The sequence below is a fragment of the Enterobacter sp. SORGH_AS_0287 genome (genome assembly GCF_031453695.1).
GTDB classification, from domain to species: domain Bacteria; phylum Pseudomonadota; class Gammaproteobacteria; order Enterobacterales; family Enterobacteriaceae; genus Enterobacter; species Enterobacter ludwigii.
In genome coordinates this window covers 2345607-2371913 of sequence record NZ_JAVIZW010000001.1, presented here as the reverse complement: position 1 = coordinate 2371913, position 26307 = coordinate 2345607, and the positions used below count along the sequence as shown (strand labels likewise).

Genomic DNA, 26307 nt, shown 5'->3' with positions numbered 1-26307 from the left:
GGCAATTTTTTTGAAGCAGACAACACCTGACCTGGCCCGTAAAAAAGCGTTTACGCTTCGCGTCGAATGGCAGCATAAGACCCATCCATACGCTTTACCGATTGTATAAGCATCGTCTATTTCATCATGGCGACTGATAAAAATATTATGAAAAAATGCTGATCGAATCGCCGCTGATTTTTTGAGCACATAAAGGGAATGACATTACCCTCGTCAGAAGAAAAGGAGTCAGACCTATCCTGTCATTCATACATTAAAAAGCGGGAACGGGTCTGGTTTCTGTTTGAGTTGCCCGGCAATCTCGTTGAGTTTCAAGAGTGCTTGCTTTAACTGGCTGAACTCCGTTCCGCCAATACATAACCTGACGCCGTACTGATCCGACTGTTGACCCACTTCAGTTGAGGCCGGTGCTGTCACTTTGATGCCTGTCGCCAGCGCTGCATTGTAGAAAGAGTGCGCGTCATCGCGTGAAAACGGTAACCAGAGATGAAAGCTGGGCAGCCCCGAGCGATAAACGTGCTCCCCTAAAATGTCGATAGCGAGTTGGTAACGACGCCGGGTTTCGTGTTCAATTGCGAGGGTGACGGTTTCTGCTGTGCCATCAATCAGCCATTGCTCCATGATGGAGCTGCTTAGCGGAGAGACCATCATCGCCGTTGCCCTCAGCATGGATTCTGCTCGTGAATACAGCGCCTCCGGCACCAGCAGCCCGCCAATCCGCAATGCTGGATTAAGGATCTTAGATAAGCTATTCACATATAAGGTGATATCGGGGGCGATTTTGGCAATCTGGGGCAATTCTGTCGTGCTCATCAGCCGATAAACATCATCCTCAATAATCTTTATGCCCCTTTCCCGACAAACCCGAACCAGTTCCTGACGGCGGGCCAGGCTCATAATGCGTGTGGACGGACTTTGTAAGAGCGGCGTGACATAGACAGCACCGCCTTTTTCCGCATTTTCATCGAGGATCTTTTCCAGAACAGAGACATCCATGCCTTCGTCATCCATCGGGATCCCCACCAATGTGAGCTTCAGTAAATGCGACAGCTGAATCAGCCCTGAATAGGTCTGAGCCTCAACGTACAGTCGGCCAAAAGGTTCACAGACCGTAGACAACGCTACAGAGAGCGCATGCTGAGCACCGTTCGTTAAGATGAGACGCTGGTAATCTGCCGGGACACCCAGACGACTGAACCACTGCGCAAGAAGCCGCCGGTGTTCATCATGGCCCGTTGCCGGGGCGTAAGTGTTAAACATATCCATGTCAGGACGCCGGGCGAGGGTGGTGAGTGTCTTACTCAGTGACCGGGAGGTCAGTGCTGCCGGCGGGGTGTTTTGCGACAGGTCGATGAAGGTTCGGCTTCTGGAATTGGCCAGCGCGACAAACATTCCGCTGCCCTTAACGCTTCGAACCAGACCCCGTCTCTCCAGGATCCCATAGGCTTTCGTTACAGTACCCACCGCGATACCGAGCGTATCTGCCAGTTCACGATGTGCCGGAAGGCGCGCGCCGAGCCTCAGCAGGCCTGAAAGAATATCGTCTGACAACGCCTGGACCAGCCGATCGGTAGGGGAGGAATTGCCTTCTGCAAGACGGGGTTGCCACGGAGAACGTTCGCGCATGAGATTACCATAAGTGTAATGTGACACTATTTATATTTACTGATAGTGTCACATATTTTATTCTGGCGCCAGTATTTGAAATAGACGAAATGAGCGAAACGCATGAGTGAACAACGTGTGGATGTCAGTTCTGCCAGACCATTACTGGATAAGAGTGATACGAAGAAAAAAGAAATCCTTCGTGGCCTGAAAGATGGGTTACCCGTATTACTGGGCGTGATCCCGTTTGCGCTGGTGTTGGGTGCGCAGGCAAGCCATAAGGGGCTCACGCCTCTCGACGTTCCCTTGATGACAGGATTAAATTTTGCCGGCGGGTCTGAATTTGCCGCCATACAAATCTGGACGTCGCCGCCACCTTTTTTACTTATTATGGCCGTGACATTACTGGTAAACAGTCGTCATATTTTAATGGGGGCGACGCTGGTTCCCTTACTTTCTCGTTTTCCAAAACGAAAAGTCTTACCTGCGCTTTTTTTTATGACGGATGAGAGTTGGGCACTCAGTTATAATGACGCGCATTCCAGAAATAACAAAACGGCGCCGCTGTTCAGCATGCCATATTATATGGCGGTCTCTTTATCTTTCTATACGATGTGGGTTTTCTGTACCGCACTCGGTGCGTAAATGGCCCGGTGCTGGGCGATGTTCACCAGTATGGTTTTGATATGGCCTTTCCGGCGGTCTTTCTTGTGCTGGTCAGAGGCATGTGGAATGGCATTCGTAAAGCCGTGCCCTGGATAATCAGTCTGGTTGTCTCCGTGGCGGTATGTCACTTTATTGCCGGCCTGTGGTACGTCATTGCTGGCCCTTTAGCAGGATTAGCCGTTGCCGCATTTTTAGGGGGAGAGGATGCCTGATTATCAGACCTTCATCGCCATCGTATTAATGGCACTCACCACGTATGCAACGCGTGTGACCGCTTATCTTATATTACGAAACCGGGTGCTTACGCCCAGGGCGATGACGGTACTTAAATCCTCTCCCGGTTGTGTCATGCTGGCTTTCATTGCGCCTTTTTTTGCCTCCGGAAATCTCGCAGATCTGATCGCGTTAGGGTTAACGTTGGTTGTTGCAATGTGCTTTTCAATGCCGGTGACGGTGATCTCCGGCGTGATGTTTGCCTTTATACTTCGCTATTATTTAGGGTAAGTTTCCAGACCTGCCGCGCAACCAGAAACAGAACCGACTTCTTACGTCCCTTTCCCCGTCGCTGTGCGCGACGTGGTAATGTTGGCGTCGAACAGGTTCTGCGTTGAGGATCCCGCTATGACCACGTTTTATCAACTGACAGCCACCCGTCTGGATGGACAGCCTGTCGCTATGCTCGACTTCGCTGGCAAGGTGGTGTTGGTCGTGAATACCGCCAGCCAATGTGGCTTCACGCCACAATACGGCGGCCTTGAGGCGCTTTATAAGAAATACGCCGCCCAGGGGCTGGTGGTGCTTGGGTTCCCCTGCAACCAGTTCGGTAAACAGGAGCCCGGCGATGCCGACGACATCGCCAGGACCTGTCACGTTCATTACGGTGTGAGCTTCCCGATATTTGAGAAAATCGAGGTCAACGGAGCCGCAGCGCATCCGGTGTTTCGCTATCTGAAAAACGAATTGCCCGGCGTGCTGGGGGGACGAATCAAGTGGAACTTCACCAAGTTTCTGATCGGACGCGACGGTAAACCGCTCAAGCGTTTTGCGCCGATCACCACCCCCGAGAAAATGGAAGCCGCAATCCTTACTGCGCTTGAACGCTAAGTATTGTGGTCATGATGGCCTGAACTCAGGAGGGTATTCATTGCAGGGGGCGTTTATCGCGCATCGCAGACGCCATGCCCGCATCTAAAATAGCACTCACGGAAAGATGTCACTCCCTCTCCTCATGCTATATCTCCATAAACATACCCATTAATGAAAGGACGTATGGAGATGCTGAGAGGCAAAAGAGCGGTTATTACGGGTGGGGGCAGGGGATTTGGTCAGGCGCTGTGCGTATGGCTGGCGCGGGAAGGCGTTGAGGTAGAATTTTGCGCGCGGCGGGCTGATGATATTCAACAAACCTGCAGTCTTATCACTGCTGAAGGCGGTATGGCAAAAGGGTATATCTGTGATTTAACCCGGCCTGAATCCGTTTCTGCGTTTTCTTCACAGCTATTAACTTCAGACAAACCCATCGATATTTTAATTCTCAATGCTGCCCAATGGTTGTCAGGAACGTTAGACGACCAGCCTGATACCGACATTATTAATACCGTCAGTTCCGGCCTGACAGCGTCGATTCTTCTGACGCAGGCTCTGCTGCCTGGATTAAGACGTTCAGACAGTGCTGATATCGTCTCAATTATCTCTTCCTGCGGGATCCCGAATTTCACGGATTCAATTGCGCACCCCGCTTTTTTCGCCAGCAAACATGGGCTCAGCGGATTTACAACAAAACTCGCACAGCAATTGTCCGAAGAAAATATACGGGTTACCGGACTGTACCCTCCTGATTTCGAACTTACAGGGTTAGATTCGAGTGTCGATAGCCAATGCAGAATGGGAGAGCGACTCTTGAACGGGCGATCGGTCTGGGAAGCGATTCGTTTTGTGTTGGCTCAACCGCGTCGTTGCCATATAAGTAGCCTCTACTTTCAAGGTCCAACCCGTGAAGACCTGGGGGATAGGGTCTAAATCGGGTGATGTTAAACAGAACGGTCTTCGCACAGAGCAGCATGTTGATACCAGATGAAAAAGGCTGCTCTGTGCCTTAAGTGGATGCGTTGAGTCAATATGGGGTTATGACAATTCAGAGATACCGACAGGATATCCGGAAGTTGACATTAAAGGGGTGAAATTGCCTCAACAACATGCTGGAAAACGTAAGGGTCAGAAAGTAGCTTAAATTCTTCATCATCCGGGTAAGTGACCGCCACATGATAGTTTTCTCCAGCAAATGCCTTCACTGACTGCAGATCCTGCCAGTAAGTTGCCAGAAAGAAATGCTCCCAACTTCCCTGCGTTTCTCTGCGAACGAACGCGCCTTTGTTCCCCGATATGCTCCTGGAATGCTCTACCCCTGTTTTTTCAAGGTGTTTTGCAAAACCTTCCGCATGTTCAAGCGGAACACATCCATGCCAGGTCCTTACAATCATTAGTGTTCTCTCTTTAGGGATGGTGAGGGTATAACCATATCATCAGAAAGCACCTCATGGTGTGATTAACGAAGAACGCTATCTCGCACATCGATTTATCGGACATTCTTCACCTTGCTTCAGACTGAATCTCATGACCACGATAAATTTAGGTCACTTCCGTTTTTCGCTCACAGTTGCATCCAGCCGCTGTGTACCGCTAGCGGCAAACATTAGTGCTCTGAGGAGGGAAGCGCTGCAGCGCTCTTTGTTGAGATAGCTCCCTCACTTCGGTTTTCCTTACGCTATGATAAATCATTATATTTTGCTCAAGGGCCATACATGAACATCTCCATCTGCAGACCAGACGAATATGATGATTTGGCTGATATTTTTATCGAAATGGAAACCTACTATAACCAGACGCTTTGCCTGTCCAGGCGTGATATGTCCGTGTATCTGAGGGATAAGATCTTTGCAGCCGACTCCGGTACCGAAGTTCACAAAGTGGTTTGTGATGGAGTTATCGCTGCGTTCTCATGTGTATCAGTAATGTACCCCTCTCCGCGTTTTTTAACTGACCTGCTTATCTGCTTATTTCGCCTCGAATGCATAGCTATGGAGCCGACATGAATTACAGAACGGTACTGGACTTCTGGTTCAGTGAACAGAGTCAGACAAAATGGTTTGAACGGGACGATAACTTTGACGCCATAATCAGTGACCGCTTCACGACCTGCTGGCAAATGGCATGCCGGGGAGAGCTCTCCCATTGGAGAGAGAACATACTCGGGCGTCTGGCAGAGATTATTGTACTGGACCAGTTTTCCAGAAATCTAAACAGGGAAAACGCGCACGCATGGGCACAGGATGGCATGGCGCTGATCCTGTCTCAGGAAGCAATTCTCAAACCAGAATGGCATCAGCTCAGCGTTATGCAACGGGCATTTTTGCTTATGCCCTGGATGCATTCAGAATCAGCTGCAATCCACGATAAAGCCACTCTTCTTTTTAATGAGCTCGGAGACCCTTCCTTCATGCAGCATGAACAGGAACATCGGTCCATCATCCTTCAGTTGGGTCGTTATCCACACCGTAATCGTCTTCTTGGGAGGACATCAACGACGGCTGAAAAGACCTACCTCAGTGAGAATTAGACCCGATTAGCCAGTTCGCCGTCGTTATCAGGCTTGTGTGAAATGACATAGTGTTGAGTCCTGATAAGAAGTTACATGCACCTCTTCCACAGGAATGAAATTTATTCCGGATAGGGTTTTTTAATCGCTCTGATCAGGATATTTAAAACCGAGTGATGTTTTCATCAAAATATGTTTCTCACGGGTTCCTGTGTGGCCGGAATATAAGTACAGCGAAAGAATTTATTCACTCAGTTTTTCACGGAGGAAGTCAATAAAACGCTGCGTTTTTGCCGGCAATAGCCGGGTTTCAGTTACGGCATAAACAGAAATTGCTGAGGCCTGCCACTCTGGTAAAATATTGACCAGAATCCCTTTGCTGACTTCTTCCTGAACCAGTCCCGCTGATAAAAGACTTATCCCCATATTCATTACGGTAAACTTTTTGATCATACCCATGCTGTTCATCAGGAATCGTCCCTGCACTGGCACCTTTACTCTCTCCTGTTCACGTAACAGCTCCCATTGAGGGGAACTGTCTGTACTCATGCGAAGGCACTCGTGCAGGACAAGCTCTGCAGGATTTTGAGGAGCGCCGTTTTTACTGATGTACTCCCGGGAGGCGTAAAGAAAGCGCGGTAGTTGGGCTATCCTTCTGGCGATAAGAGTTGAATCTGCAGGCTCCCCCAGCCTGATGGCCACATCATAAGGCTCAGAAATCAAATCCACCTGACGCGGTGTGAAATCAAACTCAAAACTGATTCCGGCATAATGCTCAGAAAACTCAGCAATGATCGGTGCAAGATAAACCCTAGCGAAATCAACGGGTAATGAGGCACGTAATACCCCGCTAGGCTGTGCGAGCATCTCACCCAGTTGTTCGTGTGCCAGTCGTGCTTCATCCACAATTCTTCGGCAACGTTCATAGTAAATAAGTCCCGCCTCCGTGAGTTCCATCTTACGCGTGGTGCGATGTAAAAGACGCAGTCCGATCTCTTTCTCAAGCAGGCTGATACGCCGGGAAAGTGTTGAATTAGGCATGCCGAGTGATTCCGCCGCCCCTCTGAAACTGCGAAATTTAACGACCTCAACGAAAAGCGCAATGTCATTCAGCATCACCATTCAATTGCTCCACCAATGGAATAATGTTTTCTATTTTACCCCATTTATCCTTTTCTTTGTTTAATGCATGCTCTGAAGACTGCGCTTAAGGATTGTTATCCTAAGCAAGCGGAATCTCCCGAATTGAAAAGGCTGTACTGGCCCCGGTTATATCTCCAGACGGCCAGTTCGCGGGATCGGTTTAAATCGAATATCACCATGCAGGAGTAATACGATGAAATTTGAAAGATTTACGAATGACAATTCCGCCTTACTGCTCATAGACCATCAGACAGGCACCATGGGATGGGTAACCTCGACCACTTTTGACGAAATGAAACGTAACGCGCTGATTCTGGCAAAAGCCGCTGCAATTCTAAACCTGCCGGTCATTCTGACATCAAGCATGGAAGAACATGCCCAGGGACCGTTGCTGCCAGAACTGAAAGAGATTCTGCCATCTGCATTTGAAAAACGTATCAAGCGCCTGGGGATCGTTAATGCAATGGACGATGAAAATTTCGCCAACGCCGTAAAGGCCACTGGCCGTAAGAAAATCATTATTGCAGGAGTTACTAACGACGTCTGTACCGTCTACCCCGCCCTGACGCTGGTGAGCCAGGGTTTTGACGTGCAGGTTGTGGCTGATGCTGGCGGTTCTCCGACGAAGATGGCTGATGATATTGCGCTTCGCCGCATGGAGAAGTCTGGCGTTACTCTGACCACGACGAACCAGCTCATAGCTGAACTGGCAGGAAGCTGGGCAACGGAGGCGGGAGCGCAACTGGCACCTATGCTCATAAGTTAATTTTCCGCTAAACATCAGGCCCGAGATACGCCCCGTTTCATCACTTCAAACTCTGACAGAGAGACATAAATGACCATTCTTGTAACAGGCAGTACCGGAACAATCGGTTCCCATATTATTGAAATTTTGACCGCGAAAGGTGCGGATGTCCGTGCGCTTATACGTGCAGGTAAAAAAACGGATTTTCCTGCAGGTGTGCAGACAGTTACTGGTGATATGACCGATCTCGAGAGCATGCGGGAAGCACTGAAAGGCGTAACAACGCTATTTCTGCTTAACGCCGTGGTGCCGGATGAACTGACTCAGGCGTTGACCACCCTCGATCTGGCTGCTGATGCAGGTATCCAGCGCATCGTATATTTCTCTGTTTTCAATGGCATACTGTTCAGTGACGTTCCGCATTTCACAGCTAAATACAATGTGGAAAAGGCCATTGAGGATCGGGGTCTATCGGCAACCATCCTGCGGCCGGCCTATTTCTTCCAGAATGAGTTAACCCTGAGAGAGGCCATTATGCAGTACGGGACTTATTCTCAGCCTCTGGGTAACCGCGGGGCAGCAATGGTTGATGCCCGCGACATTGCTGAAGTGGCCGCTCTTGAACTGCTCCGTCGGGAACAGTCTCAGGTTCCGTTACCACGATGCATTATCGATGTTGTGGGTCCAGATCTGATCACCGGGATGGAGGCCGCCACTATCTGGAGCGAAGCAACAGGCAAGGACGTTATTTATGCTGGTGACGACCTGAAGAAGTTTGAAGAAATGATGCAGCAGTTTGCTCCGGCTGTTTTAACCCGCGACATCAAGATGATGTTCCGGGGTTTCCAGAAATACGGGATGATCCCGGGAGAGTCTTCACGTGACATCCTCACCGGTATGCTGGGCAGACCGTTGCGCAATTATCGCGATTTCGTTCGTGAAACAGTTCAGAGCTGGAACGCACAGGCATAACCATTGGTCCCAAAAATAGATTGTGGCTGATGATGCTGCATATTAAAAACATCAGGGCAGGCATACCTGCCCGTTGCTGAGAAAATGATGAAAGAGATTATAAAAATAGACAAGACCCGTAAGCGGGGACACCAGGCAGGCGGCTTTGGTATCGATATTCTCTGGCCAGGCCTTGTACTAAATAAAGGTGACAGCGGGATTGGTGGGATTGGCAGAATAGACCATGCGGCAGTTTCTCCGGGAACAGTTATCCCGATGCACTCGCATAAGGATGATGAGATCCTGACTTATTTGCGCAGCGGACTGGTCAGGCATCTGGATACTGAAGGAAACAGTGAGGAAATAAGCCCTACACGTCTTATGCTGATGGGAGCAGGGCATACATTTCAGCATGAAGAACAGGTCCTGAACCAGGGTGGGAAACTTGAAGGACTACAGATATTTTTGCGTCCAGTTACACCTGATTTAAAACCATGTGTACAGTTTCACGATTTTGATACCGCATTCAGTCTGAACCAATGGCGTAATATTGCTGGCCCGGACAATGCGCCCCTGGTTATTCGCAGCAGCGTATGGATTCAGGATGCACGACTGGAAGCGAACACCTCTCTGCCGCTTCCGGTCACTCCGGCAGAAAATATCTCCAGACTGATATATGTTTTTGCAGGTCAGGTGAACATAGAGGATGTCATTTTGCATCCGGGAGAGAGTCTGCTCGTCAGTTCTGAAAAATTCACCCTCATGGCGACAGCACAAAGTGACGTTGTTCTGTTTACAACGGATATTGCCGCCAGCGTTTTCAAGGGCGGTATGTTCAGCGGAAATATCCTGTCTCACTCTTAGAATTTTTTTCGATAAATGGCAGCAGCTGTAATCGCGAATACGATATGACTGGGATCTTTTTCCTGGAGCATTATCGGGGCAGGAGAGGCAATGCATCGTTTAAGCATATTTATTTGACAATAAATACGGTGATCATAGCCTCATGAATCCGATTCTTACTGACCCCGACGAGCGGAGGGCCTGCCAGTCAAGATCAACCGCAGCCTGTTCAGTCTGTTAACCAAAAACAAGCCCTGTACGCGGGAAAGCGGCCTGATACCGTTTCATATCCGCTACACAGCAGGCTTCCTGTTTCCTCCCTGAAGGCCATTTATGGTGTGGCCTTTTCGCCCCTTTGTTATATAAATGTTCCAGATGCGGGACATATACTGGTTAACAACAAATCTGAAGTAATCTGAACAGCGTGTCTGGCAATAACGATTAGCATCCGGAGAACGCCTGAGAACAATGTCAAACTCAGACCATTATTTTGAACGTATAGAAACAATGGCTGGCACGGATTATTTGTTACGTGCCGGCGAGGGTGTACCCGAAAAGGGCGTTTATATCCGACCGCACGTTCATCTTGAGCACGAAATCATGTGGTTCAGACGCGCTTCGGGTTACTTTTGTATCGGCAGTGAAAAGTTCCCGGTCACAGACGGAACTCTGGTTTTCGTATCCTCAATGACACTTCATGATATGGAACTGGCTTACACGTCCGATCATGAACGTTATCTTTTGCAGTATAACGATGCCGCCATTTATCGCCTGAAATTCCCCCTACCGACATGCAAACAGAATACGGGGTTTATCATGCAACCTGACGCTTCTGCCGTTGCCCGGATTCAGTTCTTATTCGAATGGCTGACGGAGCAGCATCAGCAGCTTTGCACGCAAAATGAGATCGACCCAGTCATGCTGTTGCTCCTTAACACGGTCCTTTCTCAGGCCCGATTCACCGAAACCCTCTCCGTGCGCCGTGAGCAACATAATACCTTCAGTAATATCATTGATTTCGTTGTGCAGATTGAGCGTGACAGGGATTTCACCCTGTCACTAACACAGGCAGCTGAACGCTGTCGGCTTTCTCCAGCGCATTTTTCGCGCACGTTTAAAAAAATAATGCATGTCAGCTTTAAAGACTACCTTGTCCGCAAGATGGTGGCCCGCGCAGCGGAGCTGCTGCGTAACACCCGCCTTTCCGTCACTGAAATTGCACATCAGTGTGAATTTACGGACAGCGCCTATTTCTGTTTCCGGTTCAGAAAGACGATGGGCGTCACGCCCGGGGCTTTTCGTGCTGCCAGCCGATCTACAAAACAGTTATCCACCCGGCATGATCCGTTTCATGAACCGGAAATTTAAATAGGCTGCATTTTCCGCCTCTGCTCTGGCAGAAATATTTCTGTTCTTGCGCTTCTGACGTTAATTTCCAGAAAAGTGATCGGGCGTTCACCTGAACAGCATAAAAATTATATTTTCTACCTGTTTCTCTCTATCAGGTCTGCGCTGAGAGGCTTAATTTTGATATCTCAACAGACGGGTATGCCCGTACGCATCCCCTGAATATCAGAAGGTATCAACATGTCTGCACTCACATTCAGAGAAAAGCTGGGTTACGGCCTTGGGGACGGGGCGTCAAACATAATCTGGCAGACCATCATGCTGTTTATGGCCTATTTTTACACGGATGTTTATGGACTCAGTGCCTTTCACATGGGCACGATGTTTCTTGTTGTCAGGATAGTGGATGCTTTTTTTGATGTTTATATCGGTTTTCTGGCGGATCATACATCAACCCGGCATGGCCAGTTCAGGCCCTATCTGCTGTGGTTTTCCCTGCCTTTCGGTGTACTGGGTGCACTGACATTCTTTACGCCGGAAACGGGTGAGACCGGTAAAATTATTTACGCCTATGTTTCATATACGGCTTTGTCGCTGCTATATACGCTGGTCAATGTCCCTTACTGCGCAATGATAAACAACCTTTCACGCGATCCGCTTGAAAGGGTCTCCATGCAGTCTTTCCGGTTTGCGTTCGCCGCGCTGGGTGGGCTGATTGTCTCTGCCGTTGCTCTTCCCCTGACCCGCATTCTGGGAAATGGCAGCCTTCAACACGGCTATTTTTTCGCAATGATGCTGATGGGCATTATCAGTACGGTCATGTTCTACCTGTGCTTTTTCATGACGCGTGAGAGATACACCCGGCCAGTTGATCGCTCGCAGAAATTTAGCAGCGTATTCGGCGAATTGCGTCAGCTCGCGAATGATGCCAACTGGCGAAGCATCTTTATTCTCAACGTTGTTAACCTCACGGCGGGCATCCTCAAGACCGGCGGTGCCATGTACTTCGTCACTTATTACATGCACCGTCCTGAACTGGTCAGCATCATGCTCACCATCATACTTGGGGCAAAATTTCTCGGCTCTATGTGTACGACCAGACTTTTTGGAAAGCTGGACAGGCTGTTCGCATATAAAATGGCGATGGCCATGCAGGCGGGTATCATGATCCTGCTTTTCTTTATCCCCGCAAAACATATACTCGTCATTTTCACCATCACCGGTATTGTTCATTTTATTAACTCGACGGCGACACCACTTCAGTGGAGCTTCCTGAGTGACATCATCGACAGTATCGAAAGTAAGTTAAGCAAATCATTCAGCGGGCTGGTTTTCTCGACCAATCTGTTTGCTATCAAGGTCGGTATTGCCCTCGGCGGCGCACTGACAGGTTTCCTTCTGACGCTGGGTGATTATACCGGCGGTGAAGGAGTGCAGAGCGACGCCGCCGTGCTGAGTATACGGCTGCTTTTTACCGTGATCCCAGCACTGCTCATACTGAGTCTGATTTATATTCTGCGCGGTTATAAACCGCACACCGATCCCGTAACCAGTGAAAGTAAATCGGAGCCGTCAGCGCTGACAACAGGGGAGAGTCGATGAGCACAATACATAACCCTTTACTGCCAGGGTTTAATCCGGACCCGTCGATTATTGAGGCAAACGGAGCCTTTTATATCGCTACTTCCACGTTTCAGTGGTTTCCGGGGATCTGCATTTATAAGTCATTTGATTTAAAAAACTGGAAACTTATTTCCTGTCCACTCAACAGGCTGAGCCAGCTGGATATGAAAGGCAACCCCGATTCAGGCGGGATTTTTGCACCGTGTCTGAGCGAGGATAAGGGTATTTTTTATCTGGTCTATACCGACGTTAAAAGCCTCAGCGGTCGCTTCTGGGATACTCATAATTATATCGTCACCACGCATGATATTGAGGGGGAATGGTCTGAACCGGTATACGTTAACAGCAGGGGAATTGATCCCTCTCTGTTCCATAAAAAGGACGGAACCAAATGGCTGGTCAGTATGGAGATGAGCTATCGGGATGGCGGTAAAGCGGGTTTCCCCAGATGGAACGGCATTATTCTTCAGCAGTACGATGAAAAGGAGCAGAAAGTCACCGGCGAAACGCTGAAGATTTATGCGGGCAGCCGCCTGGGGACGACCGAGGGACCTCATATTTATGAGCATGGAGGCTGGTATTATCTAATGACCGCTGAAGGCGGGACGTTCTACAATCATGGCGTCACGATGGCGCGAGCCCGCAGGCTTGAAGGCCCTTACGAAACGGATCCCGGCGGACAGATGCTGACTGCACGCTATGACTGCCGTTTGCCACTGCAGCGTACCGGTCATGCAGACCTTATCAGAACGGCTTCAGATGAATGGTTTATGGTGCACCTATGCGGCAGGCCTCTTCCTTCACGGGGAAGAAGCCCTATGGGCCGTGAAACAGCTATTCAGAAAGTGTACTGGAGCGAAGACGGCTGGCTGCGGCTAAGCAACGAAAAGAACACGCCAGAAATGATTGTTCATACCCGGCTGACGGAGCGACCCTGGCCTGAAACCGCTTCACGTGACGACTTCGATTCGCCGAACCTTGCTCTTCATTACCATACTCTTCGTGTTCCTTTGCCGGAGTCGGTGTGTACATTGACGGCCAGAAAAGGCTGGCTGCGGCTTTACGGAAAAGAATCACTCAGTTCTCTTCATACACAGAGCCTTATTGCAAGACGCCAGACTGATTTTGCTTACAGGGCGCAGACCTGTCTTGACTTCAACCCGCGATCATTTCAGCAGATGGCTGGATTAACAACGATATATGATACTGCCGGTTATATTTATCTGTATGTCTCTGTCGGCGAAAACGGGAAGCGGACCGTTAATCTGCTGATTAACGATCTCAATACTTTTTCACACCCTGCCGGTCCGGGCATCGACATTGAAAGTGAGCTACCTGTTTATCTTCGGGTTGATGTCAGGCATGACGCCGCCTTTTACTATTATTCTCTCGATGAACAGAACTGGCATAGCGTCGGAGATTATGTCGAGTACAGCAAGTTATCAGATGAATACTATAAAGAGAGAGGATATGAACGTTTTACCGGCACCTTTGTGGGACTCTGCTGTCAGGATTTTACCGGTGAAAATGTACATGCTGATTTCGATTATTTTCTCTATGAGCCTCTCAGTTGATGTTCCCGCTACATTCTATAAGCCCGCGAACAGCTTCATTAAGATAGTGCCCTGAGCGGCTCTGAACAGATGCTTACAGGCGGGCACTTCAAAGGTGCTTCGGACATCCACATAAAGCCCTTAATTTGCGGCTATTGAAGTCCGCTCCTCGCTCAAAGCGGACCTTGCGGCTCTTATGCCGGTCCGCTTTGTGCAGAAAGGTAAATTCAGCTGTATTCAATAATATCAAACCCTTCATCAGCCGTTGGCTCTGCGAAAAAGCGCGTTATGGTTTCAAATTGTTGATCTGAGGCTGTAAATTCATGCATTCCTTCTGCATTACGGGCGCGCAAGCGGGATTTACATACTTCATCAGTAACTTTCAGGTAATGCAGCCTGTTACTGGCACCTGACTCCTTAATGATGCTCATCATCCATTCACGATTGGTTTGTGTGTTTGCCGGAAAATCCAGAACTACGGATAGACCCGCTTTGAGTAGCGACACCAGATGAGGCTTAATAGCGTTTCTGAGTCTTGAGGAATACTGCACATAATCAGCTATGGATTGCATTTCATTGGCAAAGAGGGCAGCCAGCCAATAATCTTCACTGACAATTATGGTGCCGGGTAATGCACCTAACTTTGCTGACAATGTGGATTTGCCTGATGCAATTTTCCCACATAACAAGTGCAATGTGGGTTTTTCTGACGTTGTGACTGTAGCGATATCCATTATTTACCTCACGGGAATATTACCGGTAAGGCCCGCCTTACCGGCGGGAAAATGGCGAACGTTATCCCACCTGAGTCAGACAGGTGATAATAATCATTGAATGGAATAGGGCAGAGTGTGTTTTCATTGTCATTCAAGTTAACAGGGCCTGAATGCAAAATCAGCAATTTTTTCCCTTATACATTGAATGTCCACTCCAGTGAGTTTGGCCGCTTCGTGCCAGAAGCGGACATTTAACAAGGCGCTGAATTGAATAACACCTGTTGGCTCATCTTCGCTTACGTAGCGCATTAAGTAGCGTCTGCGTTGCATCGGAAGACGCTCCAGATGACGAACAAACCAGCCCAAATTCCCGGTGTATAGCAGGCGTCAAAGGCACCACGCACAGGTTGCGCAGCGTCTCCGGCAGGGCTGATTCAGGTACAAGGGCGACGCCCATCTCTTCCCCGACCAGCTTACAGGCGCTAATCCAGTCGCGTACTGTCACGCGTATATCAGAAAGTTGCAATCCAGCCATTTCCATCAGGCTTTTTCCATTAACGACACATCCGCCTGTCGCCAGAATAAAGGGCTGGTCTGCCAGCGCCTTTAGCGTTATGCCATAAGCCCTGGCATGATGTGCCAGCTGATGTTTCGCTGGTATTACCGCGACCCATGCATCCTGTCCTAATATAACCTCTGCACGCCCGGGGCCGGGATTCATGACCACCCCAAGTTCTACGGTATCGGCGGCAAGCCACTCCTCGACTTCCTCGTCCGATCCTTCCAGGACAACGATTTCAATACCCGGATGCAGGCGCTTAACGTCGCGCAGAAGCCCTGGCAACAATGTGGACGTCACTGAGGGGAAACTGGCCAGGCGAATGCGCCCTCGGTGTAAGTCTTGGCTCTTATCAGCCAGTATGCGGATGGCATTCAGCTGCAAAAGCATGTTTCGTGCATTTTCAATAACCTGCTCACCCAGCGCGGTAATACCGATATACCGTCGCTCACGCGTAAATACCGGGAATCCAAGCGAAGCTTCGAGCTGGGCGATGGCCTGGCTGGCACCTGACTGAGTCATTCCTATCTCTTCTGCGGCGCGCGAGATGTTGCCGGCATCCGCGACGGCCACCAGCAGGCGCCAGTGTAAAAGATTCATCATGATTATCAGTAGCTCAGCTAATAGTTAAATTCTATATCATTAATTTTACAGTGAAATACGCGTCAAATACAGTGAGTTCAGAATTGCTTCGAATTTCTCGATGGCTTTACACATTTAACGGAGACAACATGAAACTCTATTACGCCCCGGATGCCTGTTCGTTATCACCGCACATTGTGCTGCGCGAACTGGAAATTGAATTTGAACTGGTGAAGGTTAACAACAAAAGCAAGCTCACTGCTGATGGTCGCGACTTCCGCACCATTAACCCTAAAGGTTATGTCGCTGCACTTGAATTGGATAATGGGCAGATACTCACTGAGGGGCCAGCCATTGTGCAGTACCTCGCCGATCTTAAACCAGAATATGGCCTGGCACCGCGCGCGGACAGTTGGGCTCGGGTGCGTCTGCAGGAATGGCTTAACTTTATCACTAGTGAAATACACGCTGGCTCAGCACCGCTGTTCAACCCCGCGCTGCCTGAGGACATCAAAGCGATTTTTCAGGATAAGCTCTTCCGACAGTTCGATTTACTCCAGGCGAGGCTCGACGAAAACACCTATCTGACTGGCTCATCCTTCAGCGTAGCGGATGCCTACCTTTTTACTGTACTGGGTTGGTGTAAATTCTTCTCAATCCAACTGGAACGCTGGCCAGCGCTACCGGCGTACATGGAAAAAATAAATGCCCGACCTGCTGTACAGGCTGCATTACTGGCTGAAGCGTCTCAGTAGGGTAGGTAATCGCTTATTGCTGGACACAGCATGTTGAGTGTCTGCAAAGAGGTCGTCTGCCCTTTGTTCTACGCGGGCCTGAAGTTGCGCGTAGCGTTCTGCTCCGTAGCATGAACTGACGCTGAAACCAATTCCCGGCGGCATTCACTGCTGCTTTCGTTTCATTATGGACTCAACGCCGCGCGACTTTTTGCCTTAATCTATGCCTCAAGTCAGACCTTGCGGCTCTTATATCAGGCCGCTTTATACCCTAAGCCGCCGTTACGCCTGGCCACTCGTTTGTCGTGAGGAAACGTTAAGGCTCAAAATAATGCACTGTTTAAGATATAAAATTATACCGTCGGGATAGTACCGCCATCGATCACATATTCCGTACCGGTAATAGTGGCAGCACAGGATGACGCGAGGAAGACGATAAGGTTCGCCACTTCGATAGGCTTTGAGGGACGGCCCAGCGGAATTCCACCGAGTGCATTCATGATGATCTGCTTACCGCCCTCGTAGTCCGTTCCTGCCTGCTGAGCAAGTCGTTCCGCCATCGCTACCGATGCTTCGGTTTCTACCCAGCCAGGCGCCACACGCACCACCCGAATCCCCTTAGGGGACACTTCTTTCGACAGGCTTTTGCTGTACGCCGACAGTGCCGCTTTGGCCGCCGCATATCCGGTGGTCGATTCCGGTAACGGCAGTTCACGCTGAATAGAGGTGACGTGGATGATCACCCCATCCTGTTGCGCCAGCATCCCTGGCAACAACGCGCGATCTAAGCGTACCGCAGGCAACAGATTAAGATTGAGCTCCTGTTGCCATTCCTCTTCCCCAAGGGCTGCAAACCCACCGCCGGGAGCGGTAGAACCGCCTGCTACGTGGATGATGATATCGACGCCGCCCAGGTGTTTCTGAACGGCGTCCACGACTAAATGACATCCCTGGATGGTGGTCAGATCCGCCGCCACGAAAGCGTCTGCGGCAGATTCTGCGGGCTCGTGACGCGCGGTGGTTAGCACCGTAGCCCCTTGCTGTTTTAAAAGGCGGACAACTGCTTTGCCGATCCCTTTGGTCCCTGCGGTAACCAGAACACGTCTGCCCTGTAAATCAAGATCCATCAGCATCAGATTATCTCCAGAGTCGCAATCTTGTCGCCAGCGAGGCCGAAAGTATGTGTAAGCATCACGGGGCTACCGGGAAAATTACCGACAACGTTCGTGGTGACTATTACCCGATCGCCTTCCGTGAGAACTTCAATGGGGTGAACGCTATAGTCGAACGCATCACGCGCCGCGCGTTGCCACGCTTCGATTGCCGCGTGCCCCCGATGGGTTTTACCTTCGTCGAACACGACGGCATTGAGGGTAAAACAGCGCTTAACGCTGGCAATATCGGCACCATTGCCGATCGCAAAATAGGTTGAAATAGCTTGCGGTAGAGATAATGACATGGCCCTTACTCCCGTTATTTACAGTACGGGAATTTTTAACATAGACTGTAAAATTGACAAGTACACACAAAAAAGTGAGCAACTGAATTATGAGTAAGTTATATAGCCCTGAAACCGCCGCAAGCGGCGTGGAACAAGTTCTGCGAATGCTGGAAGGCCGCTGGAAACTCATTATTCTGTTTCATCTTTTCGACGGAAAGGTGCAACGCTATTCTGATTTTGAAAAACTGATCCCCGAAATTTCGCAGAAGATGCTGGCACAACAGCTGCGACAGCTGGAGGCCGACGGCATTGTGTCACGTAGGGTATATCCCCAGGTTCCACCGAAAGTCGAATATCGGCTCACTGAGTGGGGGCAGGCGCTGTGTCCGGCTCTCGATGCAATGCTGAAATGGGCGGAAAAACGCGAGGTTTAGGGACTCGGGTACATTTTTGTTTATGATCGAAAATTGTTGATGTTCATTCCTTGCTGATAGCAGACCTTGCGGCTCTTATTTCGGTCCGCTTTGTGCCGGGAGTGGACATTATTTTTCTCGACTTATTCTAAATTCAATGCAAGGTACAATTATGGAATATATTGTCTGGGTTAAATTATGAACACAACCAATCCCATAACGGGCAATATTATGAAAAGGAGGAATATTTGCATATGGCCTCATGGCCGTATCCCTGCTCATAGGCTGTTATGCGGACGTACAACGCAATGAGTGAAGTAGGGAGCATGATAAAGAGCGAAGTATGAAAATCGAAATCTACTAATCCTCGTAGTACCGAAGATTGCCGGAATACTATAGACTCTGGCACCCGCAGCGTTTCATATTCTAAAAGTCCTCAAGAAAGCTAAACAAGGCGTCCTGATTCTGTGAACCCTTTGAGCTTATGGAGCATATTTGCATTAATTAATCAAGCTCAGCTGATTATATAATAAACAAGAATCACACTATTTTCTATATTTAAATAAAACGGATAAAAACCGAGCCGGTTTAGGTGCTATGAAATGTTATTAACTCTTAAAAAAATTTGTTATGATAATTTTAGATTTGTTTTAAGTGGGGCGTTTTTTATAATTTCAGTATCCATTGTTGTTATTGTTAATTTTATTGGTGCGCGTTATAATTTGGTCATTAATCGCACCTTGGTTTTTGCTTTTCTGTTATTAACACTTCTTTGCATCAATAGCAAAATATTAAAAAACCTTATTGGCTTTTTAGCCTTAACATTAATCGCTGCTGATTTGTCTCTTCAGATGTATGCCTGGAATCACTTCAATGCTAAATTTGACTATGGTTTTGCATTAAGTGTAATAAATACTACAGGTAGTGAAGCATTTTCAATGTTAGGCGTTTATTGGAGAAGTTGTGCAATTTTTATGGGGTTGCTGTGTTTATTTGTTTTAACTATCAACTGTAGCACAAGTACCCTGCCGTTAAAGTATAGGCGATACCCTGCAATATTATTCGTGCTTTTGCTAACTGGCTATACTGTACAGGGTATACTGCATCAATTACGAAAAAGCAATGTTGATAGCCTTGCTCAACGTGTTGTAAATTCAACTCCACTGAGCACGGCTACAGTCTTTATGCAAGCCATCTCTGATATGAGTATTGCCTCCAGTATTAATAATAATACACCTGACTATTCAATATCACTATCAGATACCGGAATTGATAATTATGTAATTATTATTGGGGAGTCTGAGCGCAGTGCAAATATGAGCATATATGGATATGAGCGAAGCACGACTCCTGAACTGGAAGCAGAAAGGAAAAATCTTCTGTTGTTCCAGCATGCCATTAGCCCCGCGCCAGTGACCATTATGGCTGTGCCACTTGCGCTCACTGCTGATTCAGTACAGGAAGCAGATCCCGCTAAGTACAGTGACAATATTATTAGTATAGCGAACAAAGCCGGGTACGATACGTACTGGTATAGTCACCAGGGAAAAGGGGGCGCATATAATAATGTGATTACAGGTATCGCTATGAAAACCAGACACCACCAGTGGATTGAGCAGGGGTTCGATGACTCTTTGCTCCCAGAACTTGAATCAACTCTGAAAACATCTGGTAAGAAATTAATTGTGCTACATCTATATGGTAGCCACGAACCAGCCTGCGCGCGCTTCCCAAAAGATGCTTCCGTCTTTAAAGATGGAAATAAAGATGATGATTGCTATGATAACTCTGTGCGCTTCACGGATTATGTTATGGGGAAAGTTTTTAACCAACTTTCAAATACACGCTCTTCTGTATTTTACTTTTCTGACCATGCCTTAATACGCGATCCTTCACGTTCAGTGGTATATTATCATGCGGGGGCTAACCCCCCCCGGGAAGCGTTATCTGTCCCAACTTTCATTTGGTATAGCCCTAAAGTTGAAAGAAAGAATAAGTTGATCGGAGACTACGATACGCCATGGTCTACCGATGATGCGAATACCCTATCCGAATTATGGCTCGGAATACATCGGGTTGAAAATGATATCGTTAGCTTGCAAAAGTGGCTACAGGACTATCAAAAACCGATTGTAATTAAGGATACAACGGGTAAGAAATTTAATTGGACGGATATAAAGTAGTAGAAACGATGATTCTTGGTTAAAAATTATTCTGCCGATTGACTGAAAATTCATGGCTATGGGAGCCAGACCTGAAGAGGTACTGGCTCGTACTCTCAATATTCATGACCAACTCTCCATTGATTTATACACTATGCTCTGAGTCAATCTTCACCGGGTGTGATAAAAATAGCGACATCCGCACCTCATTCACCGCGGGCGTCAGGGCAATGTAAATGAACCTTCCATGACAACAACGCTTTTTCCTCCTACCCGAACTGACGGGCTTTCTGCAGTGCCGTCATAGCCTGAAAATAATATGCTGGCGCGCCCCATATCAACGCCCTGGCTTACGCGAAGAGAGAGCTCTTTTTTATTGCGAAGCTGGGCCAGCAGAGCTGTCACTGCGCCAGTCGCGCTGCCTGTTGCCGGATCTTCGGTCATGCGTGGCGTAAACATCCGGGCCTGCAAATCACATGGGTCTTCAGGATCCGTTTCCAGCGTATAGGCGTAAATGGACACCGCACCGTCGAGGGGCAAAATAGCCCGGAAACCCTGCAAATTGGGTACGCAACAGCGAAGCGCATTTCGGGTCGCGAGTTCGACAATCAAAAAAGGCAGGCCAACAGAGGCGACGACAGGCATATGCATTTCAGTGCGTATATCACTGGCTTCAAGAGAGAGGCAGGCCGCCACGTTTTCCGGACTGACTTCTGAATGGCAGGATAAAGCTTGCGGAACAAGAAGCTCTGCACCCGTGACCTTTGCATTTTCTCTGATAATCCTGACAGGTACCCGTCCGGCGGCTTCTTCGAATATCAGCGTTTCAGGTAGCGATTCGCCATTCAGTTCAGCCCGATACGCCAGGACAAAAGCAGTCCCAATATTGGGATGACCAGCGAAAGGGATTTCACGCGTCGGGGTAAAAATCCGTACCCAAGCCGTATGTGATGGTTCTTCAGGAGGTAAAACAAACGTCGTTTCACTGTAGCCAAATTCTAACGCGAGCAGCTGCATTTGCTCAGTGGTCAATCCCTCGGCATCCAGAACGACAGCTACCGGGTTACCGCAAAACGGTTTATCAGTAAACACATCTGCAATCACATAACGTCTTCTCACCAGGACCTCAACTTCCATGCCTTAAAATGAATTTATACTCAACGAGTTTGTCGTTTAATATACGCTCACGTGAAAACATAACCCACTGGCATTTACCTGTATGCGTATTTTTTACCTTAACGACAGAAGGTGATGTTTACCTGGTTTTGTTCATCCACTCCGTTAAGGTGAGTGAATACAAAAGGCTCGGCGGTGCGTCTTTAATATCATGTATCTCTCTGACATATCTCAGTCCCGTTTTCTCAAGAACGTTCTGTGACGCCAGATGGTTAGCTCTGACAACGGCTGAGATCTCGGTGAGTTGCATATCATCAAAACCATACCTTACCGCGCGTGTAGCAAATTCTGTCGCCAGGCCTTTTCCCCAGGCATCTGTCGATAACCGATACCCAAGATTGTTAATCACACAATCGCCATAGCTACGGATGCTCAGACCACCAAATCCGATAATTTTTTCAGGGGATTCGAGAAGCGATATGGCGAAGCTACCAAAGCTGTGAGTTTGCCAGTGGGCGAGCCAGCGATTGAGAACCGTTTTTGCATGATCAATATCCGGGTAGGGGCCTGCGGGGTTAAACGTGTTCGTCGCCGGATCACCATAAATTCTGAAAAGATTGGCTACGTCTGATGCCATTACCGGGCGAAGGCACAATCGAGTTGTTTCAATTCGCAAACAGACCTCCTGATATGTGTTGACGGGAATATGTCTTTCATTAATTGATGCTCTCTGATTTAAGCATATATGTGTTTTGACGTAATTCGACAGATCCGATTGTGTGCTGTCGTGGCGAAACGCACACGACGAATACCCTGGTGTGTTAACCAATGGGCACAGGTCAGCCTTACCAGATATCAGTTTGCGATGGACAGAAAACGGACAAAAAAAGACCCGCAGTACGCGGGTCTGTATAAATGCTGAAAAGGGTAATCAGAACGACCAACGCAGGTTAGCGTTGACCGAATTGATGCGGGTGTCTTGACCGAGTTGCCCCTGATAACCGACATCCAGCGTCGCAGCGCGCGACAGCTGTACGCTGACGCCGATATCGCCCACCATCACGTCCTCATCAACGGCCTGGCCCTGGGTGATGAACGCGTCACTGCCGGCAAATGCCATCCGCGATGAGGTGTTTTTATCCCCGTAGGCGTGCTGCCAGCCCAACGAACCATACAGGTTAACGTTTTTCGGCAGTTCGGTGACGCCGCGCATCCCGAGCGTGGAGTAGAAGGTGTTCATCGTTTCATTACGCACGCTCAGCGCGGCGGCACCGCCATCTTCCCTGAAACTGTCGGTATGCAGTCGAATCCAGGACAGGTTGATAAACGGTTCAACATTCATCGCCGGCTGGCCAAAACGGTAGCCCGCCTCGGTAAACGCCAGCAGCGAGTTGGCGTCGTAATCTGACTTCAGGCGGTCCGAGAAACCACTGAAATCAACGTTGCGCTCGCCTTCAATCTTGTGCCAGGTGTAACCCAGTGCGCCGCGAAGTGAGAACGCATTCTGTTGCGCTGCGGCATACAGGCCAAGGTGATAGTTGTCGGTATCCGTGGATGAACGACGACTATCAACGTTGTAATCACCGCGGCTATAACCAAAGTACCCCCCGACACGTACGTTATGGTCAGCCAACGTGCGATCCGCGCCCAGCAGGAAGCCGGTGGTGTTGCCGTCCAGCTTGCCTGCGTTACCGTTGTCGCGCGTTCTGCTCCAGGAACTGAAGGTCTGGCCCCATACGCCGTTATTTTGTTGCTCCGGCTGTTGTACCAGCGACATCGCTAACGGCGGTATCGGCAGACTGTCATTATCGAACGCGCGCTGCATGCGCTGGTTCAGTACGTTGAACAGCTGAGTGCTGCCGGCGATCAGGTTAGACTGTACCGACGGGTAAACTTCACCTGACAGCTGGTTGAACGCCTCGCGCGCTTGCGGTGCGCTGAGTACCAGCAGAGAGTTATACAGCGCCAGGGAAGGGCCGTTTTGTGTCAGCGTGGAAAGCGCGCCGGCGGTATTCCACTGGTTGCTGGTGTTGGCTACCGTCTGGAAAATACCCGGCTTACCGCTGCCTGGATTTTCTCCACCTGGATTCTCGCCGCCAGGGTTTTCACCACCCGGATTTTCACCCCCTGGGTTCTCGCCGCCTGGATTCTCACCACCCGGATTTTCACCCCCTGGGTTCTCACCGCCCGGATTCTCACCACCCGGGTTTTCACCCCCAGGATTCTCTCCGCCGGTCTCTTTCTGCGCGATGGTGAGATCGACAGCGTCGGTGCTCTGTTTCAGTGCCACGTCCAGGAAGGCGGATTTGGAGATGGCCCCGGCGAACTGGCCGTCAATTCCCCCGTCGGAGGTTAGAATGCGATAGCTTTGGCCCGTTTTGTAGCTGGTCTGCGGATCCAGCGCGGTAACCTGTACTTTAGCCTGATCGCTGATGGTCGTTTTGCCAGACACCAGTAACTGATCGCTGCGGCCGTCACCGGCGATATCAACGTCATAGAACGATTCACCCACAAAGTTCAAGTAGCGTTTCAGCGTCAGCGTGCCGATAGTGCCATCACCGGGCGAGATATGGCCGCCGGAGAGGATCTCTGTCTGGCCCAGCGTGCCGTTACCGCCCAGCGTGCCGCCGGCTTTGATCGACGCGGCGCTGCTGTAACCTTGTCCGTTACTGACCTCCGATCCCGCCGTCGCGTTGAGGATCAGCGTGCCGCCGTTCTCGGCGCTAAGCGTCTGCACATCAAAAATATCGTCTTCGGGTTGGGTGTTGATATTGCTGGCAATAATGACTTTTCCACCGCGCGCGGTCACGTTCGCCTTGAGCCCTGAAAGATCGCCGTTCAGCGTGGTCTGACCGGAGGTATTGATCACTTCACCTTCGCCGCTCATCTTGTTGCTGAAAACGTAATTTCCGTCGGTATGGTTGAAGTAGACATAGCTGCCGAATAACCCACCCCGAAGGCTGATTGCCGTCTTCGCATCAAGAGTGCCCGCGCCGCCCGCCGCGCCAAGCGTCGGCTCCGTTAAACCGGTGCCGGAGTCCATATTGCCGCGGCTGCCGATTATCAGCGCGCCCCGGTTCGAGCCGGAACCCGTCATCCCCACTACCAGCTCGTTACCGCCTGCGGAAAATGCACCGCCGTCCATGACCGACAGTACGCCATTGCCGTAATCGCCAACGCTAACGCTGCTGGCACTGGTAAAACGCGAGCCCTCGCCCGCGATAACCAGCTCGGCGGTTTTACGTGCGCCAGAGACGCCCGCCACCTGAATGTTGCCCACGTTAACCGCTCCGCCGTTGAGCACGTCCAGATCGCCATAAAGCGTGAGCGTACGGCCAACATTCCATTGCGAACCGGATCCCGTGACGGTGGCTTTCGGGCTCAGCTTGTCGGTTTCATCTGGGCCGGAACCATTGCCGATACGGGCATCGTAGGTGGTGTTGAGCGTCGCACCGTTTTCAATCGCCAGCGTGGAGCGGGCACCCAGGTCAGTGCCGACGCTGAGAAAATTACTGACGACGCGTGAACCGGCGCCCGTAGCGATAAGGTGGCTGTCGTAGCCACGGGTGGTACCGACCACGATCTCCTTCGCGCTGGCCAGCGCACCGTCTTCGACTCGCAGGGTGCCCAGGCCAAGATTCAGGCCACCACGCAGAATATACTGATCGTTAACCGCGTTCAGCTCAGCGTTTGGTCCGCGGACCGTGACCACGCTTTCATAAATTTGTCCGTTGAACAGTCGACCGATATTGATGTTATAGGCAGTGATTTTGCCATTATCGATCAGCAGGTTCCCGCGTTGGTTACGGCCGACGTAAACATCGCCGGTGTAACCTAAAGATTCGGTAACACGCGCGTCGCCGTCAAAAATGGCATCCGCTGCGCGAGCGAAATCGGCAGGGGAGAGCATCAACAGCGGTGCGGAAAATAGAGCGAGGTAAAGTCTGGAAAGCGGTGTCTTAACCGCTAAAGAATGCGATGTAGAGTTATTCACGGGCTATCTCCGTACTCATTAGCATGATGTCTGGAAAATCGTTTTTATATGAAACTCAAATGTGTCGGGAAATTTAAAAGGCGTTATTATTTGTACGCCTTTTGGTATTGAGGAAATTATTTATGCGTGACAACCGGCGTACAGGTCGGCGCGCTTAGCGTCGGCGCAGATCCTAAAATTCCAGGCATCATCATTGATGAACAATCGAAAATTCGCCCTTTTTCTGTCGTGGCGCGATAAGAAAGTTTTTGGCCGCCCAACGCATCCGGCTGGGCACCATTCACGTTGGTCACCGTTATTTCGTCCGACGAGCCCAGCCCCAGCATTTTAGCGGTTTCCGCCTGCAGCAGTGGAATAGCCTGATCGGTTTTCAGGGTGGAACAACCGGCTAGCATCAACGTAACGGTTAAAGCGATTAGTGGTCTTTTCATAAATTATCCTTTATATCCAACCAGTTAAAATCACTGATTGTATTTATGTTTTCTATTACCCAAATCAGCGGGTAATATATTTCTCTTT

26 protein-coding genes are annotated in these 26307 nt (G+C 49.6%); 15 read left to right on the top strand and 11 right to left on the bottom strand.

What is annotated here, in order from left to right:
* Nucleotides 1–246: 246 nt before the first annotated feature.
* Nucleotides 247–1626, bottom strand: a complete 1380-nt coding sequence (locus QE396_RS11315; RefSeq protein WP_025204751.1) for a PLP-dependent aminotransferase family protein — start codon at nt 1624–1626, stop codon at nt 247–249.
* Between the two features lie 102 nt (nt 1627–1728).
* Between QE396_RS11315 and QE396_RS11310 the strand changes: the two genes are divergently transcribed.
* The 5 genes from QE396_RS11310 (at nt 1729) to QE396_RS11290 (ending at nt 4290) form a co-directional block, all read left to right on the top strand.
* Nucleotides 1729–2250, top strand: coding sequence for an AzlC family ABC transporter permease (locus QE396_RS11310; protein WP_309951083.1), 522 nt, complete (start codon nt 1729–1731; stop codon nt 2248–2250).
* Between the two features lie 41 nt (nt 2251–2291).
* A complete protein-coding gene (locus QE396_RS11305) occupies nt 2292–2483 on the top strand; it encodes a hypothetical protein (RefSeq protein ID WP_309951080.1) in 192 nt (63 codons plus the stop codon).
* Nucleotides 2476–2775, top strand: a complete 300-nt coding sequence (locus QE396_RS11300; RefSeq protein ID WP_309951077.1) for an AzlD domain-containing protein — start codon at nt 2476–2478, stop codon at nt 2773–2775. Before QE396_RS11305 ends, QE396_RS11300 begins: the two co-directional genes overlap by 8 nt.
* Before the next feature lie 117 nt (nt 2776–2892).
* Nucleotides 2893–3375: a glutathione peroxidase gene (locus tag QE396_RS11295; RefSeq protein ID WP_047955182.1), complete on the top strand. Its 483-nt coding sequence runs from the start codon at nt 2893–2895 to the stop codon at nt 3373–3375.
* Nucleotides 3376–3546: 171 nt separating this feature from the next.
* A complete protein-coding gene (locus QE396_RS11290; RefSeq protein ID WP_309951074.1) occupies nt 3547–4290 on the top strand; it encodes an SDR family NAD(P)-dependent oxidoreductase in 744 nt (247 codons plus the stop codon).
* A 149-nt stretch (nt 4291–4439) separates the two neighbouring features.
* Here the strand turns inward: QE396_RS11290 and QE396_RS11285 are convergent, their stop codons facing one another.
* Entirely contained in the window at nt 4440–4751 is a 312-nt protein-coding gene (locus tag QE396_RS11285; protein ID WP_025204747.1) for a hypothetical protein, read from the bottom strand.
* A gap of 608 nt (nt 4752–5359) precedes the next feature.
* On the opposite strand from QE396_RS11285, the gene QE396_RS11280 reads away from it, so the two are divergent.
* Nucleotides 5360–5887 carry a DUF924 family protein gene (locus QE396_RS11280; RefSeq protein WP_020885089.1) on the top strand — a complete coding sequence of 176 codons (528 nt, stop codon included), beginning with the start codon at nt 5360–5362 and terminating at the stop codon, nt 5885–5887.
* A 222-nt stretch (nt 5888–6109) separates the two neighbouring features.
* Here the strand turns inward: QE396_RS11280 and QE396_RS11275 are convergent, their stop codons facing one another.
* Entirely contained in the window at nt 6110–6988 is an 879-nt protein-coding gene (locus tag QE396_RS11275) for a LysR family transcriptional regulator (protein ID WP_020885088.1), read from the bottom strand.
* Between the two features lie 214 nt (nt 6989–7202).
* Between QE396_RS11275 and QE396_RS11270 the strand changes: the two genes are divergently transcribed.
* The 6 genes from QE396_RS11270 to QE396_RS11245 all read left to right on the top strand — a co-directional run bounded on the left by QE396_RS11270 (nt 7203) and on the right by QE396_RS11245 (nt 14092).
* Entirely contained in the window at nt 7203–7775 is a 573-nt protein-coding gene (locus QE396_RS11270; protein ID WP_020885087.1) for an isochorismatase family protein, read from the top strand.
* A 69-nt stretch (nt 7776–7844) separates the two neighbouring features.
* Nucleotides 7845–8726: an SDR family oxidoreductase gene (locus QE396_RS11265; RefSeq protein WP_020885086.1), complete on the top strand. Its 882-nt coding sequence runs from the start codon at nt 7845–7847 to the stop codon at nt 8724–8726.
* Nucleotides 8727–8810: 84 nt separating this feature from the next.
* On the top strand, nt 8811–9569 hold the full coding sequence (locus QE396_RS11260) for a pirin family protein (protein ID WP_047366338.1): 759 nt from the start codon (nt 8811–8813) through the stop codon (nt 9567–9569).
* Nucleotides 9570–10016: 447 nt separating this feature from the next.
* Nucleotides 10017–10916 (top strand): AraC family transcriptional regulator, encoded by a 900-nt coding sequence (locus QE396_RS11255; protein WP_020885084.1) that lies wholly within the window; start codon nt 10017–10019, stop codon nt 10914–10916.
* A 219-nt stretch (nt 10917–11135) separates the two neighbouring features.
* Nucleotides 11136–12497, top strand: coding sequence for a glycoside-pentoside-hexuronide (GPH):cation symporter (locus QE396_RS11250; protein ID WP_020885083.1), 1362 nt, complete (start codon nt 11136–11138; stop codon nt 12495–12497).
* The gene (locus QE396_RS11245) at nt 12494–14092 is read left to right on the top strand and encodes a glycoside hydrolase family 43 protein (RefSeq protein ID WP_020885082.1); all 1599 of its coding nucleotides are present in this window, start codon (nt 12494–12496) and stop codon (nt 14090–14092) included. The genes QE396_RS11250 and QE396_RS11245 overlap by 4 nt, the downstream gene beginning before the upstream one ends.
* 206 nt (nt 14093–14298) lie before the next feature.
* On the opposite strand, the gene QE396_RS11240 is transcribed toward QE396_RS11245, so the two are convergent.
* Complete coding sequence (locus QE396_RS11240) at nt 14299–14805, bottom strand: ATP-binding protein (protein WP_020885081.1); 507 nt, start codon at nt 14803–14805, stop codon at nt 14299–14301.
* Nucleotides 14806–15073: 268 nt separating this feature from the next.
* Entirely contained in the window at nt 15074–15949 is an 876-nt protein-coding gene (locus QE396_RS11235) for a LysR family transcriptional regulator (RefSeq protein ID WP_020885080.1), read from the bottom strand.
* A gap of 128 nt (nt 15950–16077) precedes the next feature.
* On the opposite strand from QE396_RS11235, the gene gstA reads away from it, so the two are divergent.
* Nucleotides 16078–16683, top strand: coding sequence for a glutathione transferase GstA (gene gstA, locus QE396_RS11230; protein ID WP_020885079.1), 606 nt, complete (start codon nt 16078–16080; stop codon nt 16681–16683).
* A gap of 332 nt (nt 16684–17015) precedes the next feature.
* On the opposite strand, the gene QE396_RS11225 is transcribed toward gstA, so the two are convergent.
* Complete coding sequence (locus QE396_RS11225; protein ID WP_020885078.1) at nt 17016–17795, bottom strand: SDR family oxidoreductase; 780 nt, start codon at nt 17793–17795, stop codon at nt 17016–17018.
* The gene (locus QE396_RS11220) at nt 17795–18121 is read right to left on the bottom strand and encodes a nuclear transport factor 2 family protein (protein ID WP_032670695.1); all 327 of its coding nucleotides are present in this window, start codon (nt 18119–18121) and stop codon (nt 17795–17797) included. The genes QE396_RS11225 and QE396_RS11220 overlap by 1 nt, the downstream gene beginning before the upstream one ends.
* Before the next feature lie 89 nt (nt 18122–18210).
* Between QE396_RS11220 and QE396_RS11215 the strand changes: the two genes are divergently transcribed.
* Nucleotides 18211–18537 carry a helix-turn-helix domain-containing protein gene (locus QE396_RS11215; RefSeq protein WP_014169010.1) on the top strand — a complete coding sequence of 109 codons (327 nt, stop codon included), beginning with the start codon at nt 18211–18213 and terminating at the stop codon, nt 18535–18537.
* Between the two features lie 581 nt (nt 18538–19118).
* Nucleotides 19119–20699, top strand: a complete 1581-nt coding sequence (locus tag QE396_RS11210) for a phosphoethanolamine transferase (protein WP_020885075.1) — start codon at nt 19119–19121, stop codon at nt 20697–20699.
* Between the two features lie 201 nt (nt 20700–20900).
* On the opposite strand, the gene QE396_RS11205 is transcribed toward QE396_RS11210, so the two are convergent.
* The 4 genes from QE396_RS11205 to QE396_RS11190 form a co-directional block, all read right to left on the bottom strand.
* Complete coding sequence (locus QE396_RS11205) at nt 20901–21797, bottom strand: PhzF family phenazine biosynthesis protein (RefSeq protein WP_032670744.1); 897 nt, start codon at nt 21795–21797, stop codon at nt 20901–20903.
* Between the two features lie 136 nt (nt 21798–21933).
* Complete coding sequence (locus QE396_RS11200; protein WP_020885073.1) at nt 21934–22470, bottom strand: GNAT family N-acetyltransferase; 537 nt, start codon at nt 22468–22470, stop codon at nt 21934–21936.
* 255 nt (nt 22471–22725) lie between these two features.
* Nucleotides 22726–25788 (bottom strand): autotransporter domain-containing protein, encoded by a 3063-nt coding sequence (locus QE396_RS11195; protein ID WP_020885072.1) that lies wholly within the window; start codon nt 25786–25788, stop codon nt 22726–22728.
* A 116-nt stretch (nt 25789–25904) separates the two neighbouring features.
* Nucleotides 25905–26219, bottom strand: a complete 315-nt coding sequence (locus QE396_RS11190) for a lipoprotein (protein WP_014169014.1) — start codon at nt 26217–26219, stop codon at nt 25905–25907.
* Between the last annotated feature and the right edge of the window lie 88 nt (nt 26220–26307).

Bases quoted from the DNA above. Each gene is read 5' to 3' on its own strand.
- QE396_RS11295 (WP_047955182.1), top strand. From the start codon at position 2,893: ATGACCACGTTTTATCAACTGACAGCCACCCGTCTGGATGGACAGCCT.
- QE396_RS11275 (WP_020885088.1), bottom strand. From the start codon at position 6,988: ATGGTGATGCTGAATGACATTGCGCTTTTCGTTGAGGTCGTTAAATTT.
- gstA (WP_020885079.1), top strand. From the start codon at position 16,078: ATGAAACTCTATTACGCCCCGGATGCCTGTTCGTTATCACCGCACATT.
- QE396_RS11215 (WP_014169010.1), top strand. From the start codon at position 18,211: ATGAGTAAGTTATATAGCCCTGAAACCGCCGCAAGCGGCGTGGAACAA.
- QE396_RS11315 (WP_025204751.1), bottom strand. From the start codon at position 1,626: ATGCGCGAACGTTCTCCGTGGCAACCCCGTCTTGCAGAAGGCAATTCC.
- QE396_RS11280 (WP_020885089.1), top strand. From the start codon at position 5,360: ATGAATTACAGAACGGTACTGGACTTCTGGTTCAGTGAACAGAGTCAG.
- QE396_RS11245 (WP_020885082.1), top strand. From the start codon at position 12,494: ATGAGCACAATACATAACCCTTTACTGCCAGGGTTTAATCCGGACCCG.
- QE396_RS11265 (WP_020885086.1), top strand. From the start codon at position 7,845: ATGACCATTCTTGTAACAGGCAGTACCGGAACAATCGGTTCCCATATT.
- QE396_RS11270 (WP_020885087.1), top strand. From the start codon at position 7,203: ATGAAATTTGAAAGATTTACGAATGACAATTCCGCCTTACTGCTCATA.
- QE396_RS11260 (WP_047366338.1), top strand. From the start codon at position 8,811: ATGATGAAAGAGATTATAAAAATAGACAAGACCCGTAAGCGGGGACAC.
- QE396_RS11240 (WP_020885081.1), bottom strand. From the start codon at position 14,805: ATGGATATCGCTACAGTCACAACGTCAGAAAAACCCACATTGCACTTG.
- QE396_RS11250 (WP_020885083.1), top strand. From the start codon at position 11,136: ATGTCTGCACTCACATTCAGAGAAAAGCTGGGTTACGGCCTTGGGGAC.
- QE396_RS11285 (WP_025204747.1), bottom strand. From the start codon at position 4,751: ATGATTGTAAGGACCTGGCATGGATGTGTTCCGCTTGAACATGCGGAA.
- QE396_RS11190 (WP_014169014.1), bottom strand. From the start codon at position 26,219: ATGAAAAGACCACTAATCGCTTTAACCGTTACGTTGATGCTAGCCGGT.
- QE396_RS11225 (WP_020885078.1), bottom strand. From the start codon at position 17,795: ATGCTGATGGATCTTGATTTACAGGGCAGACGTGTTCTGGTTACCGCA.
- QE396_RS11220 (WP_032670695.1), bottom strand. From the start codon at position 18,121: ATGTCATTATCTCTACCGCAAGCTATTTCAACCTATTTTGCGATCGGC.
- QE396_RS11290 (WP_309951074.1), top strand. From the start codon at position 3,547: ATGCTGAGAGGCAAAAGAGCGGTTATTACGGGTGGGGGCAGGGGATTT.
- QE396_RS11310 (WP_309951083.1), top strand. From the start codon at position 1,729: ATGAGTGAACAACGTGTGGATGTCAGTTCTGCCAGACCATTACTGGAT.
- QE396_RS11210 (WP_020885075.1), top strand. From the start codon at position 19,119: ATGTTATTAACTCTTAAAAAAATTTGTTATGATAATTTTAGATTTGTT.
- QE396_RS11235 (WP_020885080.1), bottom strand. From the start codon at position 15,949: ATGATGAATCTTTTACACTGGCGCCTGCTGGTGGCCGTCGCGGATGCC.
- QE396_RS11305 (WP_309951080.1), top strand. From the start codon at position 2,292: ATGGCCTTTCCGGCGGTCTTTCTTGTGCTGGTCAGAGGCATGTGGAAT.
- QE396_RS11300 (WP_309951077.1), top strand. From the start codon at position 2,476: ATGCCTGATTATCAGACCTTCATCGCCATCGTATTAATGGCACTCACC.
- QE396_RS11255 (WP_020885084.1), top strand. From the start codon at position 10,017: ATGTCAAACTCAGACCATTATTTTGAACGTATAGAAACAATGGCTGGC.